The 19,265-nt window shown below is 67.3% G+C and carries 13 protein-coding genes; 11 read left to right on the top strand and 2 right to left on the bottom strand.

The features are described 5' to 3' along the window. Positions 1-440 precede the first annotated feature (440 nt). Positions 441-2,081: a cellulose binding domain-containing protein gene (locus R8Z57_RS03930; protein ID WP_318352436.1), complete on the top strand. Its 1,641-nt coding sequence runs from the start codon at positions 441-443 to the stop codon at positions 2,079-2,081. Between the two features lie 147 nt (positions 2,082-2,228). On the opposite strand, the gene R8Z57_RS03925 is transcribed toward R8Z57_RS03930, so the two are convergent. Next, a complete protein-coding gene (locus tag R8Z57_RS03925) occupies positions 2,229-4,373 on the bottom strand; it encodes an alpha-galactosidase (protein WP_318352435.1) in 2,145 nt (714 codons plus the stop codon). Continuing rightward, entirely contained in the window at positions 4,370-5,353 is a 984-nt protein-coding gene (locus R8Z57_RS03920) for a LacI family DNA-binding transcriptional regulator (protein WP_318352434.1), read from the bottom strand. The genes R8Z57_RS03925 and R8Z57_RS03920 overlap by 4 nt, the downstream gene beginning before the upstream one ends. A gap of 311 nt (positions 5,354-5,664) precedes the next feature. On the opposite strand from R8Z57_RS03920, the gene R8Z57_RS03915 reads away from it, so the two are divergent. The 10 genes from R8Z57_RS03915 to R8Z57_RS03870 all read left to right on the top strand — a co-directional run bounded on the left by R8Z57_RS03915 (position 5,665) and on the right by R8Z57_RS03870 (position 19,236). Then, positions 5,665-6,987, top strand: a complete 1,323-nt coding sequence (locus R8Z57_RS03915; RefSeq protein WP_318352433.1) for an ABC transporter substrate-binding protein — start codon at positions 5,665-5,667, stop codon at positions 6,985-6,987. Positions 6,988-7,053: 66 nt separating this feature from the next. Beyond that, positions 7,054-8,049, top strand: a complete 996-nt coding sequence (locus R8Z57_RS03910) for a sugar ABC transporter permease (protein WP_318352432.1) — start codon at positions 7,054-7,056, stop codon at positions 8,047-8,049. Then, positions 8,046-8,864, top strand: a complete 819-nt coding sequence (locus R8Z57_RS03905) for a carbohydrate ABC transporter permease (RefSeq protein ID WP_318352431.1) — start codon at positions 8,046-8,048, stop codon at positions 8,862-8,864. Before R8Z57_RS03910 ends, R8Z57_RS03905 begins: the two co-directional genes overlap by 4 nt. Beyond that, positions 8,861-11,377: a glycosyl hydrolase 2 galactose-binding domain-containing protein gene (locus R8Z57_RS03900; protein WP_318352430.1), complete on the top strand. Its 2,517-nt coding sequence runs from the start codon at positions 8,861-8,863 to the stop codon at positions 11,375-11,377. Before R8Z57_RS03905 ends, R8Z57_RS03900 begins: the two co-directional genes overlap by 4 nt. Beyond that, positions 11,374-12,348 carry a glycoside hydrolase family 113 gene (locus R8Z57_RS03895; RefSeq protein ID WP_404810342.1) on the top strand — a complete coding sequence of 325 codons (975 nt, stop codon included), beginning with the start codon at positions 11,374-11,376 and terminating at the stop codon, positions 12,346-12,348. The genes R8Z57_RS03900 and R8Z57_RS03895 overlap by 4 nt, the downstream gene beginning before the upstream one ends. Then, positions 12,345-13,295: an N-acetylglucosamine kinase gene (locus tag R8Z57_RS03890; protein WP_318352429.1), complete on the top strand. Its 951-nt coding sequence runs from the start codon at positions 12,345-12,347 to the stop codon at positions 13,293-13,295. The genes R8Z57_RS03895 and R8Z57_RS03890 overlap by 4 nt, the downstream gene beginning before the upstream one ends. 79 nt (positions 13,296-13,374) lie before the next feature. Next, positions 13,375-15,414, top strand: coding sequence for a glycoside hydrolase 5 family protein (locus R8Z57_RS03885; protein ID WP_318352428.1), 2,040 nt, complete (start codon positions 13,375-13,377; stop codon positions 15,412-15,414). An 82-nt stretch (positions 15,415-15,496) separates the two neighbouring features. After that, positions 15,497-16,660 (top strand): mannose-6-phosphate isomerase, class I, encoded by a 1,164-nt coding sequence (manA, locus tag R8Z57_RS03880; RefSeq protein ID WP_318352427.1) that lies wholly within the window; start codon positions 15,497-15,499, stop codon positions 16,658-16,660. A 57-nt stretch (positions 16,661-16,717) separates the two neighbouring features. Continuing rightward, positions 16,718-17,755 carry a LacI family DNA-binding transcriptional regulator gene (locus R8Z57_RS03875; protein WP_318352426.1) on the top strand — a complete coding sequence of 346 codons (1,038 nt, stop codon included), beginning with the start codon at positions 16,718-16,720 and terminating at the stop codon, positions 17,753-17,755. A 227-nt stretch (positions 17,756-17,982) separates the two neighbouring features. Next, positions 17,983-19,236, top strand: a complete 1,254-nt coding sequence (locus R8Z57_RS03870; protein WP_318352425.1) for a cellulase family glycosylhydrolase — start codon at positions 17,983-17,985, stop codon at positions 19,234-19,236. The last annotated feature ends 29 nt before the right edge of the window (positions 19,237-19,265 follow it).

Below are 19,265 nucleotides of genomic sequence, written 5' to 3'. Positions count from 1 at the left end.
AGGCGGTGCCCGGCTTGGGCCAGGTGTGCTCGATGATGAGTGTGTCGTGCAAGCCGAAGACCATCACCGTCTTGCCGGCGTCCATGACGCGGACCCGCCGGCGCCCAGGGCGCGGCTGATGCCGAACTTGACGCCGCGGAACTCGACCGACCCGCCACCTTGCGCCAGCTTCACTCGGAAGCCGTCAGCTGGCCCGGGCAGCAGCGGTTGCGGGGCGATCGGCCGAGGTGGCTCGACGACCGGAGTGCGGTCCGAACCTCGCGCAGAGGGGAACCGTCCGGGCAGGCCTGGATTACTTCAGATCGGCCATACTAAAGCGCTTTATTGACCTCACGTTCCGTCGCCAGTAGCCTCGCGTAAGCGATCGACAGGGCGGCGCGGAAGCTGCTCGCACTCGGGCGTGCCGATCGCTGCTCACCGAGAACTCGAAAGGTTCAACGATGAACACACTCACACGACCGCGACACAGCGGGCGGTGGAGTTTTCTGCTTATTCTGCTCGGCGTCGGCGCTCTGATCGTGTCCCTGCTCGCCGCCACCTCGGCGGCCAGAGCATCTGCGGACGACTTCGTCGAGCGATGCGGCATCCACTTCTGCATCAATGGCGAGACTGCCTACTTCGCGGGAGCCAACTCCTACGATCTCTTCACCTACGGGGCAGGGTCGGGGGATACCGAGACTCAGTACATGTACAAAGACAAGATCGACCAGCAGTTCGCCGACATGGCGGCGGACGGCGTGAACCTCGTGCGCACCTGGATGTTCTCCCACGAGAACTGGCACGGCTTCACCCCGGCGCGCGGCGTGCAGAATGAACAGGAGTGGGCGCTGTTCGACTACATTCTTTATTCGGCCGAGCAGCACGGCGTTCGGGTCATCCCGACGTTCGAGAACTATTGGTCGGCCTACGGCGGCATCGGCACCATCCTCAGCTGGAACGGGCTGGCCAACAGTCACCCGTCGACGGGAGCCTTCTTCGATCAGCAGAAGTGCCCGGGGTGTCTGGATGACTACCTCGATCACGTGGATTACGCCTTGAACCGGGTCAACCACTACACGGGCGTCGCGTACAAGGACGACCCCACGATCTTCGCGTGGGAGCTCATGAATGAGCCGCGGCACCAGGATCAGACCCCCGGCGACAACGCCGTGGGCGCGGTTTTCAACGCGTGGGTCGACACCGTGGGCGCGCACATCCGCTCCATCGATGACCGCCACATGATCACCACCGGCGTCGAGGGTCAGGGCAGCGAGTACGGCTACGGTTCCGACAATGGCGTGCCCTTTGTCGCGACGTGCCAGAACGAGTACGTCGACTTCTGCTCGGCGCACCTCTACCCGACTGAGTGGTGGGCGGATCTATCCATCGCCGAGACGACCACGCTGCTCGAGCAGTGGATCCACGACTCGCACGAGGTCGTGGGCAAACCGTTCTTCCTCGGCGAGTTCAATGCGCACGGCTCGGAGCGGGGAGAGTACTGGGAGGCGATCTACCAGACCCTGGAGGAGACGGATGCTGCGGCCAGCGCCTTCTGGTGGTACCAGGATCGCGCGAAGGACGGCACGTTCGGAGTGCTCAAGGGTGATCCGGAGTTGGCGATCTTCCGCGAGCACGCGGCGGCCCTCGCGGCGAAGAGCGGTGCGGTGGTGACCCCGAACCCGGGCCCTACCGGTACGGCGACGCCGACCCCGACGCCGACTCCTACGGCAACCCCCACGCCGAGTCCTACGGCAACGCCGACTCCTACGCCGACCCCCGTTCCCGGTGGGTGCCGTGTGATCTACCGGCTCGATGACTGGGGTTCTTCGTTCAACGCGAACGTCACCATCACCAACCTCGGGTCCACGGCGATCGCGGACTGGACTCTCGAGTTCGCATTCCCTGGCGCTCAGACGATCAGCTCGGCGTGGAATGCCGAGACACGTCAGTCCGGTGCCGCGGTCACGGCGACCGGAGCGAGCTGGAATGCCACGATCCCCGCGAGTGGCAGTGCGTCGTTCGGGATGAACGGCACCTCGCTCGGAGGAAATGGCACCCCGTCTGCGTTCACGCTCAACGGCGTGGCCTGCACGGTCGGGTAAGAGGGCGGGGCGCGGGCGAACCGTCGGTTCGCCCGCNCCCCCCCCCCCCCCCCCCCCCCCCCCCCCCCCCCCCCCCCCCCCCCCCCCCCCCCCCCCCCCCCCCCCCCCCCCCCCCCCCCCCCCCCCCCCCCCCCCGGTCCGTCGTGCTCAGTCGATCGCGGTGATGTGCAGGACCATTGCCTGCAGCGGCCACAGCGTGGGCAGTTGTATGCCGATCTCGATCAGCGCGGCGCCGGGAAGCACGGTCTCGCCGGCGCTGATCCACGGCGGCAGGATCCAGCCGGCCTTCACCTCGCCAATCTCGGTCCGCATGGTGATGCGATAGTGGCGAGCCGCGTCCAGTTCGGGTAGCCGCAGGCGCTCAGCGCGTGCGTCATCGAGCCCCGACACCGTGGCAACTAGGACAACGGCGGCCGAGGCATCCGGTGCGGTGTAGGCGGTGATCCGCCACGCGTCGTCACGAATCGGAGGATGGGTGACGGTCGCCGTGCGCAGAAGGGGGCGCAGTTCCTTGTACAGCGCCGCGAACCGGGCGATCGCCGCGGTCTCCTCTGCATCGCACGAGAGAATGTCCCATTCGAGTCCAGCCGAACCCATCAGACTCGTCGCCATCCGGTAGGAGAGGTCTGTGGTACGACCGGAACTGTGCGACGTAGTCGGTCCGACATGTGCGCCGATCAGCTCGGGCGGCAGCAGCAGTCCGGTCCAGCGCTGAATGTCCTGCCGTTCGACCGGATCGTTCGAGTCGCTCGCCCAGACGCGATCGGTGACGTTCAGGATGCCGAGATCGGTGCGGGCTCCGCCGCTCGAGCACGACTCGATCTCGAGCGCAGGATGACGTTCCTTCAGCTCGGCGATGAGCCGATAGACAGCCACTGTGTGAGCGTGAAGCCCCGGCCGGCCGTCGTGGACAGACTCGACGAGGTCACGATTGTGATCCCACTTGATGTAGTCGATCCCGATCTCGTTGATGAGCGTGTCGATGCGGTCGAGGATGTGCGCGTAGGCTTCCGGGTTCGCGATGTCGAGCACGTACTGTGTGCGCCAGGACAGCGACGGGTCGTGAGTGAGATGGCGCGGGTCGTGCAGGAACCAGTCCGGATGGCTGCGGGCGAGATCGGAATCGATGCTGATCATCTCGGGTTCGAACCACAGCCCGAACTGCATGCCGAGGCCGTGCACGCTGTCGGCAAGCGGCCGCAGACCGTCAGGCCACGCGGCAGGGTCGACGACCCAGTCCCCGAGGCTCGTCGTGTCGTCGCGACGGCCGAGGAACCAGCCATCGTCGAGCACGAACCGCTCCACGCCCACCTCCGCCGCCCGCTCGGCCAAGCGCTCAAGCCGAACGTGGTCATGGTCGAAGTACACCGCTTCCCACGTGTTGAGCGTGAAGGGGCGGGGGGTCTGCGGATGCTGCGGCCGTGCACGCAGCCAGCGGTGGAAACCCGCGGCGATTCCGTCGAGCCCCCGGTCAGACCACGCGAATGCGGTGGGCGGCGCGGCGTACTCGTCGCCGGGCCGAAGCACGACCTCGCCCGACCGGAGCAGCTCGCCCCCGCCCAGCAGGGTGACGGCCTCGGTGACCCGATCGACACGGTATGTGGTGTCGGCTGACCATGCGATGTGGGTCGCCCACACTCTGCCGCGGTGCCATTCGGGCGACCGCTCCGAGAGGGCCGTTACTGTGGCAGCATCGTGACCGGGGCGGCCGCGACGCGACGCACGGGTGGTGGCGCCCGGGGCGATCTCGGTTGTCACGGCACGCTTCTCGCGCGACCAGCGGCCGTCGAGCGTCGTCGCGTGGGTGGTCGAGTCCGGCACAGGGAGTGTGGCCTCCAGCCAGCCCACGACCACAGGCGCTGCGACAGATCCGTCGTCGTGGCGCAGGCGATGCGTCACCCACACGACACCACCGGGACCGATCTCGAGCCGGGAGCGCAGTGTCAGGGCGGCCGCGGCATCCATCGCTGTGAACTCGCACGTCGTAGCGTCCGCGCGGACATCGGTCAGCACCCACCGCGTGTAGAGCTCGGCACCGTCGCGGGAGACCTGCAGTCCCGGTCGACCGCTCCACCCGTCGCCCTCGGTGGGCAGGATGGTGTTCTCCCAGGCGGCGTCGAGGGTCGCCGGTGGGGTCTGTCGCGAGAGCGCGTCGGCGATCGAGGCCAGTTCGCCATCGCGGAGCGAACCGAGTGAAGCGCCCCAGTGCAGGACAGCAGGCAGGGCCGGACCGCGCGCGTCGATGAGGAGTGAGACTCCTTCTGAGTGGAGATGGATGATCGACTTGGTCACGCTTTTCCTTTCGGGGGTCGCTCGCCGGTGCCGCGTTCGATGACCCACGTCGGCAGGGTCAGCTGCCGCGCGAATCCCGTCGGTTCGCGCATGCGCTCAAGTGCTACCTGCGCGGTGCGGCGCCCGAGTTCGAAGGGGTCGTACGAGATGACTGTCACACCGATGACATCGGCGGTGTCGAAATCGTCGAATCCGACGAGAGCCGTCGTCTCGTCGGCGAGCGCGCGCATGGCGCGCAATGCTCCGATGGTCATGCGGTTGTTCCCGCAGATCAGAGCCGTAGGAGCCTCGTCGCTCGACAGGAGCTGGTGGGCGATGCGCTCGGGAGCCAAGGCGCGATCGTCCTCCAGGCGCTCCCACGGACCCGTCTCTGAGATACCGGCCTCGGCCATCGCCAGCCGGTAGCCGGCGATGCGTTCCGCCTGAGAGTAGATCGACGCCGGGTTGCAGAGATAAGCAATACGGCGGTGACCGCGGGCGAGAAGCCCGCGAGTGGCGTCCATCACGCCGGTGCGGTTGTCGAGGACGACCGAGTCGGCCACGAGGTTGCGAGCCGGCCGGTCGACCGAGATCACGGGCGTCCCCAACTGCCGCTCGCCCTCGAGGTACGACTGATCGTCGGAGACGGGGATGATGATCAGTGCCCCGATCCGCTGGGCGAGCAGCGCGTCTGCGACTCGCTCCTCTCCCTCAGGGGTGTCGTCGGTCGTGGCGACGATGAAACCGTAGCCGTGTGCGGCGAGCTCCTGCTCGATTCCCGTCGCAACCTTGTAGTAGAACGGGTTGCTCAGTTCGCCGATCATCAGGCCGATGGTGTTCGTGCCTTCGCCTCGCCGCAGGCCGCGCGCGAGGAAATTGGGACGGAACCGCAGCCGCTTGGCTGCCATCATCACCCGCTCGACCGTCTCCGCCGCGACTCTTTCGCGTTGGTTGAACACCCGCGACACCGTCTTCGGGCTCACCCCCGCCAGACGCGCCACATCCTGGAGTGTCGCCCGTTGCTGCACTGCCATCGGTCACCTTCCTCACCTCTACGTGTGGTGGCACGCACTAAAAGTTCCATGTCGGTCGTAGGACATTCAACGGACATAGCTTCCATCGCCTCATCCATCTTCGCCGGTTTTTCCAGTCAAAGCGGCGGCCAGTGTCCCACGAGGTTGCCGGACAGTGATGGACAAGCGGAACTAAAGCGTTTTACAAACTCTAGCAATTGTCCTACGCTGACATCCGCACCCGATGGTGAGGGCAACCCTCACACAGTGAGAGGGTGCCATCACAAGGGAGAGATCACATGGCTACACGCAAGGCAATGGTCGGCCTTGTCGCCCTGGCTGCTACGACGACGTTGCTGCTGACGTCCTGCGCCGGCGGCGGAACCGACGGCGGAGACTCGGGCGAGCCCTCGGGCGACATCACGTTCCTGACGAACCGCACCGACCTTCAGACCGACGGAACGTGGGACACGTACGTCGAGGAGTTCCAGAAGAAGTACCCCGACGTCAACGTCAAGGTCGAGGGCATCACCAACTACGCCGACGACGTCAAGACGCGGATGAGCACGCCGAACGGCTACGGGGACGTGCTGATGATCCCGCCGAGCGTCTCGGCCGACCAGTTCCCGGACTTCTTCGAATCGTTCGGATCGGTCGACGACCTGGCGGAGACCTATCGCTTCCAGGCGCCGGCGAGCTACGACGGCGAGCAGTACGGCATTGCACTCGGCGGCAACGCCAACGGTGTTCTCTACAACACCGAGGTCTGGGAGGAAGCCGGGATCACCGAGCTGCCCACGACCGCGGAGGAGTTCCTCGCGGATCTCAAGACGATCAAGGAGTCCACCGACGCGACCCCGTACTACACCAACTACAAGGACGGCTGGCCGCTGGGCGGCCAGTGGTTCTCGAACGTCGGCGCAGTCACAGGCGACCCCGAGGCGCAGAACGCGATGACGGACGACGACGCGCCGTGGACCGAGGGCACCGACGTCTACGCGATCGACTCGCTCCTGTACGACATCGTCTACGAGGGTCTGAACGAAGAGGACCCGCTGACGACGAACTGGGAGCAGTCGAAGAGCGACTTCGCGACCGGCAAGATCGCGACGATGGTGCTCGGATCGTGGGCGATCTCACAGTTCGCCGCCGCTGCCACCGACGCCGGAATCGACCCCAGCGCGGTCGGCTTCATGGCATGGCCGGCGACCGCTGAAGATGGCAAGCAGTATGCGACCATCGGCGGCGACTACAACCTGGCGATCAACAAGAACTCGTCGAACAAGGCCGCGGCGCGCGCGTGGGTCGACTGGCTTCTCGAGGACTCCGGCTACACCGAGACGCAGGGCATGATCTCCGCGGTGAAGGCCGCGCCGCTGCCCGGGAACCTGCAGTCGCTCTCCGACAACGACGTGCAGCTCATCGAGGCGGCACCTGCGCCCGCGGGTGAGGAAGGTCTCCTCAACAACATCGCCGACAAGTCGCAGGTCGACGTCTGGGGCAACATCTACCGCCAGAAGATCGTCGACATCGCCCGCGGCCAGGCCGACGGTGACAAGGACTCCTACTTCGCCCAGCTGAACGAGCAGTGGGGCGAGGCGGTCTCCGAACTCTCCAACTGATCCCCCCGGATCCCCCCGTTGACGGCCCCTGAGGGGGTCGGAGCATCACCCAGAAAAGAGAGAGCAATGTCCGTCTCAGCGAATGAGTCACTTCGCGCGGGTATCTCCGGTCCCCTCAGCGAGTCGATCGAGGCGAATGATCGTCGTCGGCGCTGGCGTCGTCCCGCTTCGGCGGGCGGCGCCCGCCGGACCCGCCGCGCCGGGTTCACCAGATTCACGCCTTATCTGTTCGTGGCCGCGGCCGTCGGCCTGCTGCTTCTGCTGACCTATGTGCCCGCCGTGAACATGATGTGGTACAGCCTCCACGAGTGGAATGGGCTGGGGCCGATCGATGATTTCGTCGGCGTCGACAACTACATCGAGGTGTTCACGAATCCCCGCGTGTTCGCCGTCTTCGGCGTCAGCCTCTATTACTTCGTCGGGTCCTTCGTGCAGATGGCGATCGCCCTCTACTTCGCCACGCTGCTGAGCTTCCACACCCGCTTCTCGAACTTCTTCCGCGGGGTCATCTTCTTCCCCTACCTGATCAACGGCGTCGCGATCGGCTTCGTCTTCCTGTACTTCTTCCAGCCCGGCGGCACACTGGACACCTTGCTGTCCTGGGTCGGGGTGACGGATCCGCCGCAGTGGCTCGGCGACGCGTCCATCGCGAACTTCTCGCTCGCAGGGACGTCGGTGTGGCGGTACACGGGCCTCAACTTCGTGCTGTTCCTCGGCGCCATTCAGTCGATCCCCTCCGAGCTTTACGAGGCGGCGCAGATCGACGGTGCAAGCCGGTGGCAGCAGTTCACCAACATCATCTTCCCGGGCATCCGCCGCATCATCGGGCTCTCGTTCATCCTCGCCGTCGCGGGCAGCCTGTCGGTCTTCGAGATCCCGTACATCATGACGACCGGAGCGAACGGGACAGCCACCTTCGTGATCCAGACGATGCAGACCGCCTTCAGCTACCGCCAAGTCGGCCTGGCCTCGGCCATGGCCGTGGTGCTGCTGGTGATCGTGCTCCTGGTCACCTGGATCCAACGGAAGTTCTTCCCCGACGAGAAGGTCGATCTCTCATGAAGCGCGCACTGCCTGGAGTGGGGAAGTACACCTCGCTCATCATCGCCACGCTGTTCGTTCTGGTGCCGCTGTCGGTCCTCCTGTTCGCGAGCCTCAAGGACAAGCAGGAGTACGCAACCACCGGCCCACTCACCCCGCCGAGCAACTGGTTCAATCTCGACAACTTCGCCACCGCCTTCGAGCAGGGCGACATGCTCTCAGGATTCGTGAACACCACGATCGTGCTGGTCATCTCGCTTGCCGGGACGATCCTCATCGGCACCATGGCGGCGTACGCGGTCGACCGCTTCAACTTCCGCGGCCGCACGCTGATCATGGGCCTCTTCCTCATCGCCACGCTCATCCCCAGCGTGACAAGCCAAGTAGCCACCTTCCAGATCATCAGCGGACTGGGACTCTACAACACCAAAGCCGCGCTCGTACTGCTCTTCATGGGCACCGACATCATCGCGATCTACATCTTCATCCAGTTCATGCAGTCCATCCCGGTCTCACTCGACGAAGCCGCGATGCTCGACGGCGCCAACCGATGGACGATCTACTGGCGCATCATCCTGCCGCTGCTGAAGCCCGCGATCGCGACCGTCGTCATCATCAAGGGCATCGCGATCTACAACGAGTTCTACCTCCCCTTCCTCTATCTCCAGTCCGAGAGCCTGATCTCGACATCTCTCTTCCGCTTCAAGGGTCCGTTCGGCGCGCAGTGGGAGATCATCGCCGCTGCCACGATCCTCGTCATCATCCCCACCGTCATCGCCTTCCTCTTCCTCCAGAAGTGGATCTACAAGGGCCTCGTCGCCGGAGCAGTCAAGTGAGCATCACCACCGATACCCGCCCCCTCGCCTTCCTTCCGGTGCACCGTGCACTGGCCGACGGCTGGTCGCTCGTCGCGGCGTCAGGCCCCGCACCGGAGGACATTGCAGGGCGGGTCGTCCCGGCCGCGGTGCCTGGCGTCGTCCACACCGATCTGCTCGCCGCGGGCCTTATCCCCGATCCGTGCCTCGACGACAACGAGTCCGCCCTCGCGTGGATCGGCCTGGTCGACTGGACCTACGAGACGACGATCGCGACGACGGAGGCCGAGCTGACGGCCGCTGTCCGCCACGATCTGGTGTTCGACGGCGTCGACACCGTTGCGTCGATCTCGCTCAACGGCGTGCTGCTCGCTAACGTCGCCAACCAGCACCGCTCGTACCGGTTCGACGTCACGCGGCTGCTGGCGGCGGGCGACAACCGCCTCGTCGTGGCCTTCCGCAGCCCGGTGCGCGCCGCGAACGAGCAGTCTGTGAAGCTCGGGGTGCGCCAGCGCCCCTATCCGCTGCCGTACGAGGCGATCCGCAAGTCCGCCTGCAACTTCGGCTGGGACTGGGGGATCGCGACGTTCACGAGCGGACTGTGGCGGCCCGTCCGCCTGGAGTCCTGGTCGCGTGCCCGCCTCGCCGAGGTGCGGGTGTCGGCAGAGCCCGTCGGTGACGGCGGCCGCGTGACCGCGGCGGTTCGCGTCCAGCGCGCGTCCGACGTGCCCCTCGACGTGTCGGTCGAGATCGCCGGCGTGCGCACGACCGCGACCATCACGGCGGGGGAGGCGGAGGCATCCGTCGCCGTCGATCTGGATGCCGTCGAGCGCTGGTGGCCGGTCGGCTACGGTGCGCAGGCGCTCTACGACGTGACCGTGTCGCTCGCGACCGAAGGCGAAGCGATCGACGAGACCCGTCGTCGTGTGGGCTTCCGCGAGCTCGAATGGAACACGGACGCCGACGCCGACGGCTCGCGGGCTTTCCAGCTGGTCGTGAACGGGGTGCCGGTCTTCGTCAAGGGCGTGAACTGGATCCCCGACGACGCCCTCCCGGTGCGGGTGGACCGTGCCCGCTACGAGCGCCGGCTCACCCAGGCGCGGGACGCGAATCTCAACCTGATCCGCGTGTGGGGCGGCGGCCTGTACGAGTCCGACGACTTCTACGAGGTGTGCGACGAGCTCGGCCTGCTCACGTGGCAGGACTTCCTCTTCGCGTGCGCCGCGTACGCGGAGGAGGAGCCGCTCCGCTCCGAGATCGAGGCGGAGGCGCGCGAGAACGTCGCGCGCATCGGCCACCACGCATCGCTCGCGCTGTTCACGGGGAACAACGAGAACCTGTGGGGCTACGAGGACTGGGGCTGGCAGGAGCTGCTCGACGGCAAGACCTGGGGCGCACACTACTACTACGAGCTGCTCCCGGGCATCGTGTCGGAGTTGGCGTCGCACGTCCCGTACGCGCCGGGGAGCCCGTTCAGCCCCGGCGGCGGTTGGGACGGCGCGGCCCAGACCGGCCCGCACCCGAACGACGAGAAGCACGGGACCATGCACCTGTGGGAGCAGTGGAACCGCGAGGACTGGCCGACGTACCGCGGCTTCCGTCCGCGCTTCGTGGCCGAGTTCGGCTGGCAGGGGCCGCCCGCCTGGTCGACGCTCACCCGGGCGGTCAGCGACACCCCGCTCACCCCCGAGTCGCCGGGCATGATCGTGCACCAGAAGGCGATGGAGGGCAACGTCAAGCTCAGCCGCGGCCTCGTGAAGCACTATCGCATCCCCGAAGACATGGAGACATGGCACTGGGCGATGCAGCTCAACCAGGCCAACGCCGTCTCGTGCGCGCTGGACTGGTTCCGCGCCCACGCGCCGTTCACCGCGGGTGCCGTGGTGTGGCAGCTGAACGACTGCTGGCCCGTCACCTCCTGGGCGGCGATCGACGGCGACGGCCGTGAGAAGCCGCTGTACTTCGCGCTGAAGAACAGCTTCGCGCCTCGCGCAGTGACGATCCAGCCGCTCGAGTCCGGGCTGTCGGCCGTGCTCACGAACGAGCGCCCCGACGCGTGGACGGGCGAGCTCGTCGTTTCTCGGCGCAACTTCGACGGCAGCATCCTGGCCGAGCAGCGGGTCCCGATCGACATCGCCCCCCGGTCGACGCAGAGCATCGAGATCGTGGCCGATGCCGCGACCGCCGGCGACGCCGCTGCGGAACTGATCACGGCCGACGCTCCGGGTGGCCGTGGGGTGTGGTTCTTCGCCGAGCCCCGCGACAGCGCGCTGCCCGCGGCCCGGACCGTGGTGTCGACCACGCCGGTCGACGGCGGAGTGGACGTGACCGTGAACGCCGGCTCTCTCGTGCGTGACCTGACTCTGCTCGTCGACAAGATCGACCCCGAGGCTCGCGTCGACTCGGGACTCGTCACCCTGTTCCCCGGCGAGTCGCACACATTCCACGTGACGGGCACGACGGTGACGGATGCCGCCGCCTACGCTGCGCCCACCGTGCTCCGGTCCGGGAACCAGCTGGTGGCGTACGCGTGAGCGCCGGCATCCCGGCAGCCGAACTGCTGCGAGAACCCGTCTGCGGCATGACCTGGGGGTGGGTGGGAACCCGCGGCACGTGGGCGACGCCCGCCGCCGCGGACTCGATGCGCCTCATGGCAGACCACGGCGTGAACTGGACGGCCCTCGCCTATGCGGCCGAACAGGCCACCGCGTTCTCGACCGACATCCCGTTCGGGAGCGAGCCGACGGTGACCGATGACGAGATCGTGTGGGCGATCCGGGAGGCGCACAGCCTCGGGATGAAGGTGTGCCTCAAGCCCGTGGTGAACGTCGCGGACGGCACCTGGCGTGCCTTCATCGGCTTCTTCGACTGGGATGTGCCGAACGAGCCCAGCTGGACGCAGTGGTTCGCGTCATACTCGCGATTCATCGTCCATGCCGCGCGCATCGCCGAGGCCGAAGGCTGCGAGATGCTCTGCATCGGCTGCGAGATGGTCCGCGCTGACGGCCAGGAGGCGCACTGGCGGGCGCTCGTCGCACAGGTGCGCGAGGTGTACTCGGGTCCCATCACCTACAACTGCGACAAGTACCAGGAAGACCGCGTCACCTGGTGGGACGCCGTCGACGTCATCTCGTCAAGCGGGTACTACCCGATCGACCAGTGGGAGCAGCAGCTGGACCGGATCGCACCGGTGGTCGAGGCATCCGGCAAGCCCTTCTTCTTCATGGAGGCGGGGTGCCCCTCACGGGAGGGCTCGCCCGCGCTGCCCAACGACTGGAACCTCGCCGGCGCCCCGTCCGGCGATGAGCAGCTCCGGTATTACGAGGAGATGTTCCGGGCCTGCCGATCCCGCGACTGGGTGGGCGGTCTCATGCTGTGGGACTGGCCAGCGGCGCTCTACCAGCCAGACGCCGCGGTCGACAACGACGACTACTGCCCATACGGCAAGCCCGCCGCCCTCTACATGACGGCCCAGTACGCGGCCTGGAAAGACGAGGCACGATGACCGCCCCCACCGTGACCGGGGTGCGGCTCGCCGTCGACGCCGGGCAGACAGGAACGAAGGTCCGCGTCGAGCGGGACGGCCGCGAGGCAGCTGACCGGCTGTACCCAGGCGTGCGCACCCACGAGCCGCTGCTTCCCCAGCTCGCGCGTATCGCCGAGGCCCTGCACGAAGAGGTCGACGCGCCGCTCGACGTCGTCGCGCTCGGGGTGTCGGGTCTCACCGGCCCTGACGCGGACGCCGCTCACCTGCTCTCGCTGCTCGGCACTCTGGGCACCCGGCGGGTGCTGCTCACGCACGATTCCGTCACCTCGTTCCTCGGTTCGCTCGGCGACCGGCGCGGCGCGGTGATCGCCGCCGGCACCGGTGTCGTCACACTCGGCGTCGGGGCCACCCGCGTGGCCCGGGTCGACGGGTGGGGCAACATCATGGGCGACGCCGGGAGCGCGTACTGGATCGGGCGCGCGGCGCTCGAAGCCGCGATGCGGGCCTACGACGGCCGCGACGCGCCGACCGCTCTCACCGAGGTTGTCCGGGAACGCTGGCCGAACATCGAGGATGCCTACATCGACCTGCAGTCGGACCCGGACCGGGTGCGCGTGGTCGCCTCGTTCGCCGAGTCGGTCACCGCACTTGCGGGGACGGATGCCGCAGCCGCTCAGATCTCGCTGCATGCCGCTCGCGAGCTGTCGCGGTCCGTGATCGCCGCACTCGAGAAGGTCGCGGACCCTCTCGAGCCGGACGCAGACGAGTACGTCAGCGCCGTCGGCGGGGTATTCCGTTCCGAACAGATCCGGACCCGCTTCCAGGAGCTCACCGTCGAGGCGCGACCGCACGTGCACATCGAGGACGCACGCGGAACCGGCCTCGATGGCGCGGCGCTTCTGCCGCTGCTATCGGCGGGGCACCCGCTTCGAAGCCACATCTCCGTCGCCGCGCTCGACAGCTGAGCGCGGTGCCGCCTCGGATCGGGCGCCGAGGTTCCGCCGGCGGCAGCTGCCGCCGGCATCCACAACCAGGAGGTCAACGATGACACGCAGTACCAGGCGGCCGAGCAGACGGCTCGGCGCCATCCTGATCGCGGCGGTCGTCGCCGCTGGGCTGGTCGGTGCCGCGTCACCGGCATCGGCCGCGCCCAAGACGGCACCGTTCGTCACTGCCAAAGCGGGCAAGCTGTGGCAGGGCGGCAAGCAGTACGAGTTCGCCGGAACCAACAACTACTACCTCGGCTACAAGTCCGAGGCCATGGTCGACGCGGTGCTCGACGATGCAGCGGAAGCCGGCTTCGACGTGGTGCGTACCTGGGGGTCGCAGGACTTCCAGAACCCGGACGGATCCGGATCCGTGCACCAGAACTTCGAGGGCGTCTGGTACCAGGCCTGGGATGCGGCGGCGGGCAAGCCCGTCGTCAACACCGGGGCCGACGGCCTGCAGAAGCTCGACTACGCGATCGCCGCAGCGGGCGAACGCGGGCTCAAGCTGGTCATCCCGTTCGTCAACAACTGGAACGCGTTCGGCGGCATGGACCAGTACGTGCGCTGGGCGGGGCTCGATGAGCACGCCGACTTCTACACCGACGCGACCATCCGCGGCTGGTACAAGGACTGGGTCTCCACGCTCCTCAACCGCACGAACTCGATCACCGGCGTGAAGTACAAGGACGACCCCACCATCCTCTCTTGGGAGCTCGCCAACGAACCCCGCTGCACGAGCGCTGGCGTGTACCCCAACGGCACCTGCGACACCACGACCATCACGACGTGGGCCGATGAGATGAGCACCTTCGTCAAGTCGATCGACCGCAACCACCTGCTCTCTGCCGGCGACGAGGGCTTCTTCTGCCGTGACGAGAGCAATTGGACGCTCACGCAGAAGTACGGTGCCTCGGGCTACGGCCCCGGGTTCGGCGAGGACTGCGCCGACGGCGTCGACACGGTCGCGTTGGCCTCGCTCAAGAACATCGACATGATGTCGATGCACCTGTACCCCGACCACTGGAAGACGACGACTGCGTGGGGCACCGGCTGGATCAGCGAGCACGCCGCCGCCGCCCGCAAGATCGGCAAGCCTGTTTATCTCGGCGAGTTCGGAGCCATCGACAAGGCGACGCGCATGCCCGTCTACAACGAATGGCTGCGCACCGTCCGCCAGACCGGCGTCGCGGGCGCGCTCTACTGGATCCTCTCCGCCGAGGAAGACAGCGGCGCCCTTTACGCTGACTATGACGGATTCACCGTCTACTGCCCGAGCCCGGTCTGCTCCTTGATGTCGGCGCAGGCCGACCTGGTGCCCGCCCCGCTCAAGAAGCCGCAGACGCTGCTGAAGACGATCGCCGACAACGACGCCGTCACCATCGAGCGAGACACCACGATCGAGATCGACCTGCTCGCCAACGATGTGTCGCTGACCGTGCCACTGCGCCCCGCGACCCTCGACCTCGACCCGTCGACCAAGGGACGCCAGACGACGACGACCGCCGCCGGTGGCACGGTCACCGTGGTGTCGGGTGGGAAGGTCTCGTTCGTGCCGACCGCCGGCTTCACCGGCAAGGTCGAGGTGCCATACTCGGTCGGCAACGGCATCACCACGTCGACGGCGACGCTGACCGTGACGGTCCGTCCGGCTGCGGGCGACCCCGTGGTGATCGCCTCGTGGGAGGACGGTCTTGAAGGCTGGACCCCCGCCAACTGGCAGAGCGATCCGGGCGCGCTCAGCGTCGGCCCCGCGGGCGCGACGGACGGTGCATCGGCCTTGCAGGTCGAGTCGAAGGGCGCGTGGTTCGGCTCACCGGCCGACAGCCCGACGCTCGACCTCTCCAGCCGCGCAGCCGTCGAGTTCGACATCGCCACCGGCGCTGTCGGCACCTCCGTGTCGATCGCGGTGCGCTACGGCGACGCCTGGACCTGGTGCCAGTCACCATGGACCTGGGTTCCCGAGAACACCGCCACGACCGTCACTGCCCCGCTCGACACCTTCGGGTGCGCAGCGGCAGACCTGACGTCCGTGCACGACGTGCTCGTCTTCTTCAACGCCGGTCAGTTCAGCATCGACCGCCTCACGGTGAAATGACCCCGTGAGTTGAGACCGGACGGATGCCGGAGGTCGCCCGAGCTCCGGCATCCGTCCCCTTCCCCTCCACGAAAGGCCACTCATGACGCTTCTCCTCCCGATCGGCAACGAGCCACGCGACTACGCCTGGGGCATCCCGGGCGGCATCTCACGCCTGCTCGGTGGCGAGGCGACGCAAAGGCCGGAGGCGGAGTTGTGGTTGGGTTCCCACCCGCTGTCGCCGAGTCAGGTGAAGACCCCGTCGGCGTTCGCGGACCTCGCGGACTGGGAGCGGCAGACCGGAGACCGGCTGCCGTTCCTGCTCAAGATCCTCGCCGCATCCAGCGCGCTCTCACTGCAGGCGCATCCGACGCCAGCCGACGCCGCCGAGGGCTTCGCTCGAGAAGAGGCCGCCGGCATCCCGAGGGACGCGCCGCATCGCAACTACAAGGACCCGTTCGCCAAGCCCGAACTGATCGTCGCCCTCGAAGACGGCTTCGAGGCACTCTGCGGCTTCCGGGTCGCCGAGTCGGCCGCCACGGATGTGGATGTGCTTGCTGGTCTCGCCGCTGATCCGCGCCCGTACCGCTGGTGGAGCTCGCTGCTTCGCGGGTCTGACGGGATCCGCACCGCCTTCGAGTGGTTGATGAGCGGCGATTCCCTGGTCGAACGCCTGCTGGCGGGATTCGTCGACGACGCATCGCAGTCACCGGAACGCTTCGGCCACCTGCTGCGGCTCGCGAACCAGTATCCGGACGACCCCGGGGTCGCGGTCGCGCTGATGCTGAACCACGTCACACTGGCGGCGGGGGAGTGCCTGTGGCTCCCGGCCGGCAACATCCACGCCTACCTGCGCGGCATCGGCGTCGAGCTCATGGGGCCTAGCGACAACGTGCTGCGCGGCGGACTCACTCCCAAGCACGTCGACGCGCCCGAGCTGCTGCGGGTCGTGGACTTCTCGGGTGGTCCTGCGCCGTACCTGCGGCCGGACACAGGGCGTTCGAACGAACGGGTGTACCGACCGGCGTCGATGCCGTCCGGAGCAGACGTGCCGTTCGTCTTGCACGCAATCACCGGCGACGCCACGATCGAGACCGGGAGCCCCGCGATCGCCATCGTCACGGCCGGTGGCTTCGAACTGGCCGTCGGGTCGGAGCAGCGTCGCGTGGAACGGGGTGACGCGGTTTTCATCACCGGGCCGGTTGTTCTTGAGGTGGCGGGAGAAGGCGGGCTCTTCCTCGCGGATGCCGTGACAGTGACAGCCTGACGGGGGACGACACGCGCCGCGCGCCGTGGGTCTCGATCGGCGGGCTAGTGTGCTGATGTGCCCAATTCCCGCCCTGCGCGCAACCGCGTGACGATCAGCGACATCGCTGAACGCGCAGGAGTCTCCATCGGGGCAGTCTCCTTCGCGCTGAACGGCCGCAAGGGGGTCTCCGACCAGACCCGCGACCGCGTTCAGCGAATTGCGCGAGAGATGGGGTGGGCACCCGCGAGCGCCGCACGTTCGCTTGCCGAAGCTAAGACGGCAACAGTGGGACTGGTGCTCGCCCGCGACCCCCGCACACTCGGCATCGAGTCGTTCTACATGAGGTTCCTGTCCGGGCTCGAGGAGGAGTTGGCGCGACGGGCGTACAGCCTGCTGCTCCAACTGGTCCCTTCCAACGAGGCCGCTGTCGAGACCCTTCGGATGTGGCGGGACTCTCGTCGCGTCGACGGGGTCCTACTGACCGATGTCGTCGATGACGACCCGCGCATCGATATGTTCGGCAGTGACGTGCCCGCCGTCGTGGTCGGCGACCCGTCAGTTGCAGACGGTCTCCACTGCGTGTGGACCGACGACGCGACTTCGATGCGCGAGTCCGTGCGCTACCTGGCAGCGCTCGGACATCGCCGAATCGCACGCGTTGCCGGACCCGAAGGTCTTGCCCACACCCGGATCCGCGACGAAGCTTTCGCGGTGGAGACCGGCACAATGGGACTGGAGCCCGTCCTCCTGCGCACCGACTACACGGCGCAAGCGGGAGCTGCTGCCATCCGGTCGGCCCTCACCGCCCCCGAGCCGCCGACGGCGATCGTGACCGACAACGACATCATGGCGGTGGCCGGACTCACGGTCGCCCATGGACTCGGCCTGCGCGTGCCCGACGACGTGTCGATCATCGCGTGGGATGACTCAGTGCTATGCGAACACACCTTCCCGACCCTCACCGCACTCAGTCATGACGTGATCAGCTTCGGCGCCAACGTCGGGCGACGACTCTTCGCCGCCATCGACGGAGAGCCGGCGGACGCGGTGCTCGACTCCACCCCCCGGCTTATCGCACGCGGGTCGACGGGGCCCATGCGACGAGCCGACTGACCCGGCGATGCTGCCGAACTCGACGACACCGCGGCAGATTCGAAGAAGTCTTTCGATGCGCGGCGGCTTTCGCTATCGTCGGATGTGATCACTAAAGCGCTTCAGTGATCCAGGCGGTGGATGACGCGCCCCAGGCGGAATCCAGGATCGGCTCGCCCTGCGACCGAGACGACGACGAGGTCCCGTCACGACCCGCGGGCGAAGCCGCCCGCAGTCAGGAGTTCCCCATGAGGCGAGCAATCGCCCTGATGATCGGCGTGCTCATCGCGCTGGTCGGCATCCCTGCAACAGCTCAGGCGGCGTCGCCGGGCTTCTCCGTGAGCGGCGGCAAGATCTACGACGCCAACGGCGCGCAGTTCATCCCCCAGGGGATCAACCATGCCCACACGTGGTACCCCGACGAACTCGACTCGCTGGCCGCCATCCGCGCGGCGGGCGCCAACACCGTGCGCGTCGTGCTCAGCGGCGGCCGCTGGGGCACCAGCGAGAACGCGTCAGAAGTCGCCGCCATCATCGGCGAGTGCAAGGCGAACCAACTGGTCTGCATCCTGGAGTATCACGACACGACTGGCTACGGCGAGGACAGCAGCGCCACTTCGCTCGCTGCGGCGGTTCAGTACTGGAAGAGCGTCAAGTCAGCTGTCGTCGGCCGGGAGAAGTACGTCATGATCAACATCGGCAACGAGCCATTCGGCAACTCCTCATACAGTGGCTGGACGTCGGCGACGATCTCGGCGATCCAGGCGCTGCGCGCCGACGGCTTCACTCACACGCTCGTCGTCGACGCCCCGAACTGGGGCCAGGACTGGTCGAACACGATGCGAGACAACGCCCCGGCTGTCGCCGCCGCCGACGGCAACGTCGTGTTCAGTGTGCACATGTACGGCGTCTACGACACCGCGGCGGAGGTGCGCACGTACCTCGACGCCTTCACGAGCCGCGGGCTGGCGATCATCGTCGGCGAGTTCGGCGACAACCACTCCGACGGCAACCCCGACGAAGCGACGATCATGAGTTACACACGCTCGCAGGGTATCGGGATGCTGGGCTGGTCGTGGTCGGGAAATGGCAGCGGCGTCGAGTACCTCGACATGGTCAACGGCTTCAACTCATCGTCTCTCACCGCGTGGGGCCAGCGCTTCATCAACGGCGTCGACGGCCTGAAGGCTCGCAATCCGCAGGTCGCGACCGTCTACAGTGGTGACCCGGGTACCGACCCTGGAACCGATCCAGGGACTGCGCCGAACGGCTACCCGTACTGCTCGAGTGCGTCGAGCGATCCGGACGGTGATGGGTGGGGCTGGGAGCAGTCCCGCTCGTGCGTGGTGCGCGGCTCGGCCGCAGACACTGGCACGCAGCCGTCGACTGCGCCGAACGGCTACCCGTACTGCTCGAGTACGTCGAGCGATCCCGATGGTGATGGGTGGGGCTGGGAGCAGTCCCGCTCGTGCGTCGTGCGCGGCTCGGCGGCCGACCGCTGATAACGGGCCGGCCGCCGCTCTCGTGTGGT

It is taken from the genome of Microbacterium sp. M3 (assembly GCF_033548675.1).
In the GTDB taxonomy this organism is placed as follows: Bacteria; Actinomycetota; Actinomycetes; order Actinomycetales; family Microbacteriaceae; genus Microbacterium; species Microbacterium arthrosphaerae.
Note: the sequence above shows the minus strand (reverse complement) of the source record. Positions and strands in the feature narration are given on the sequence as shown.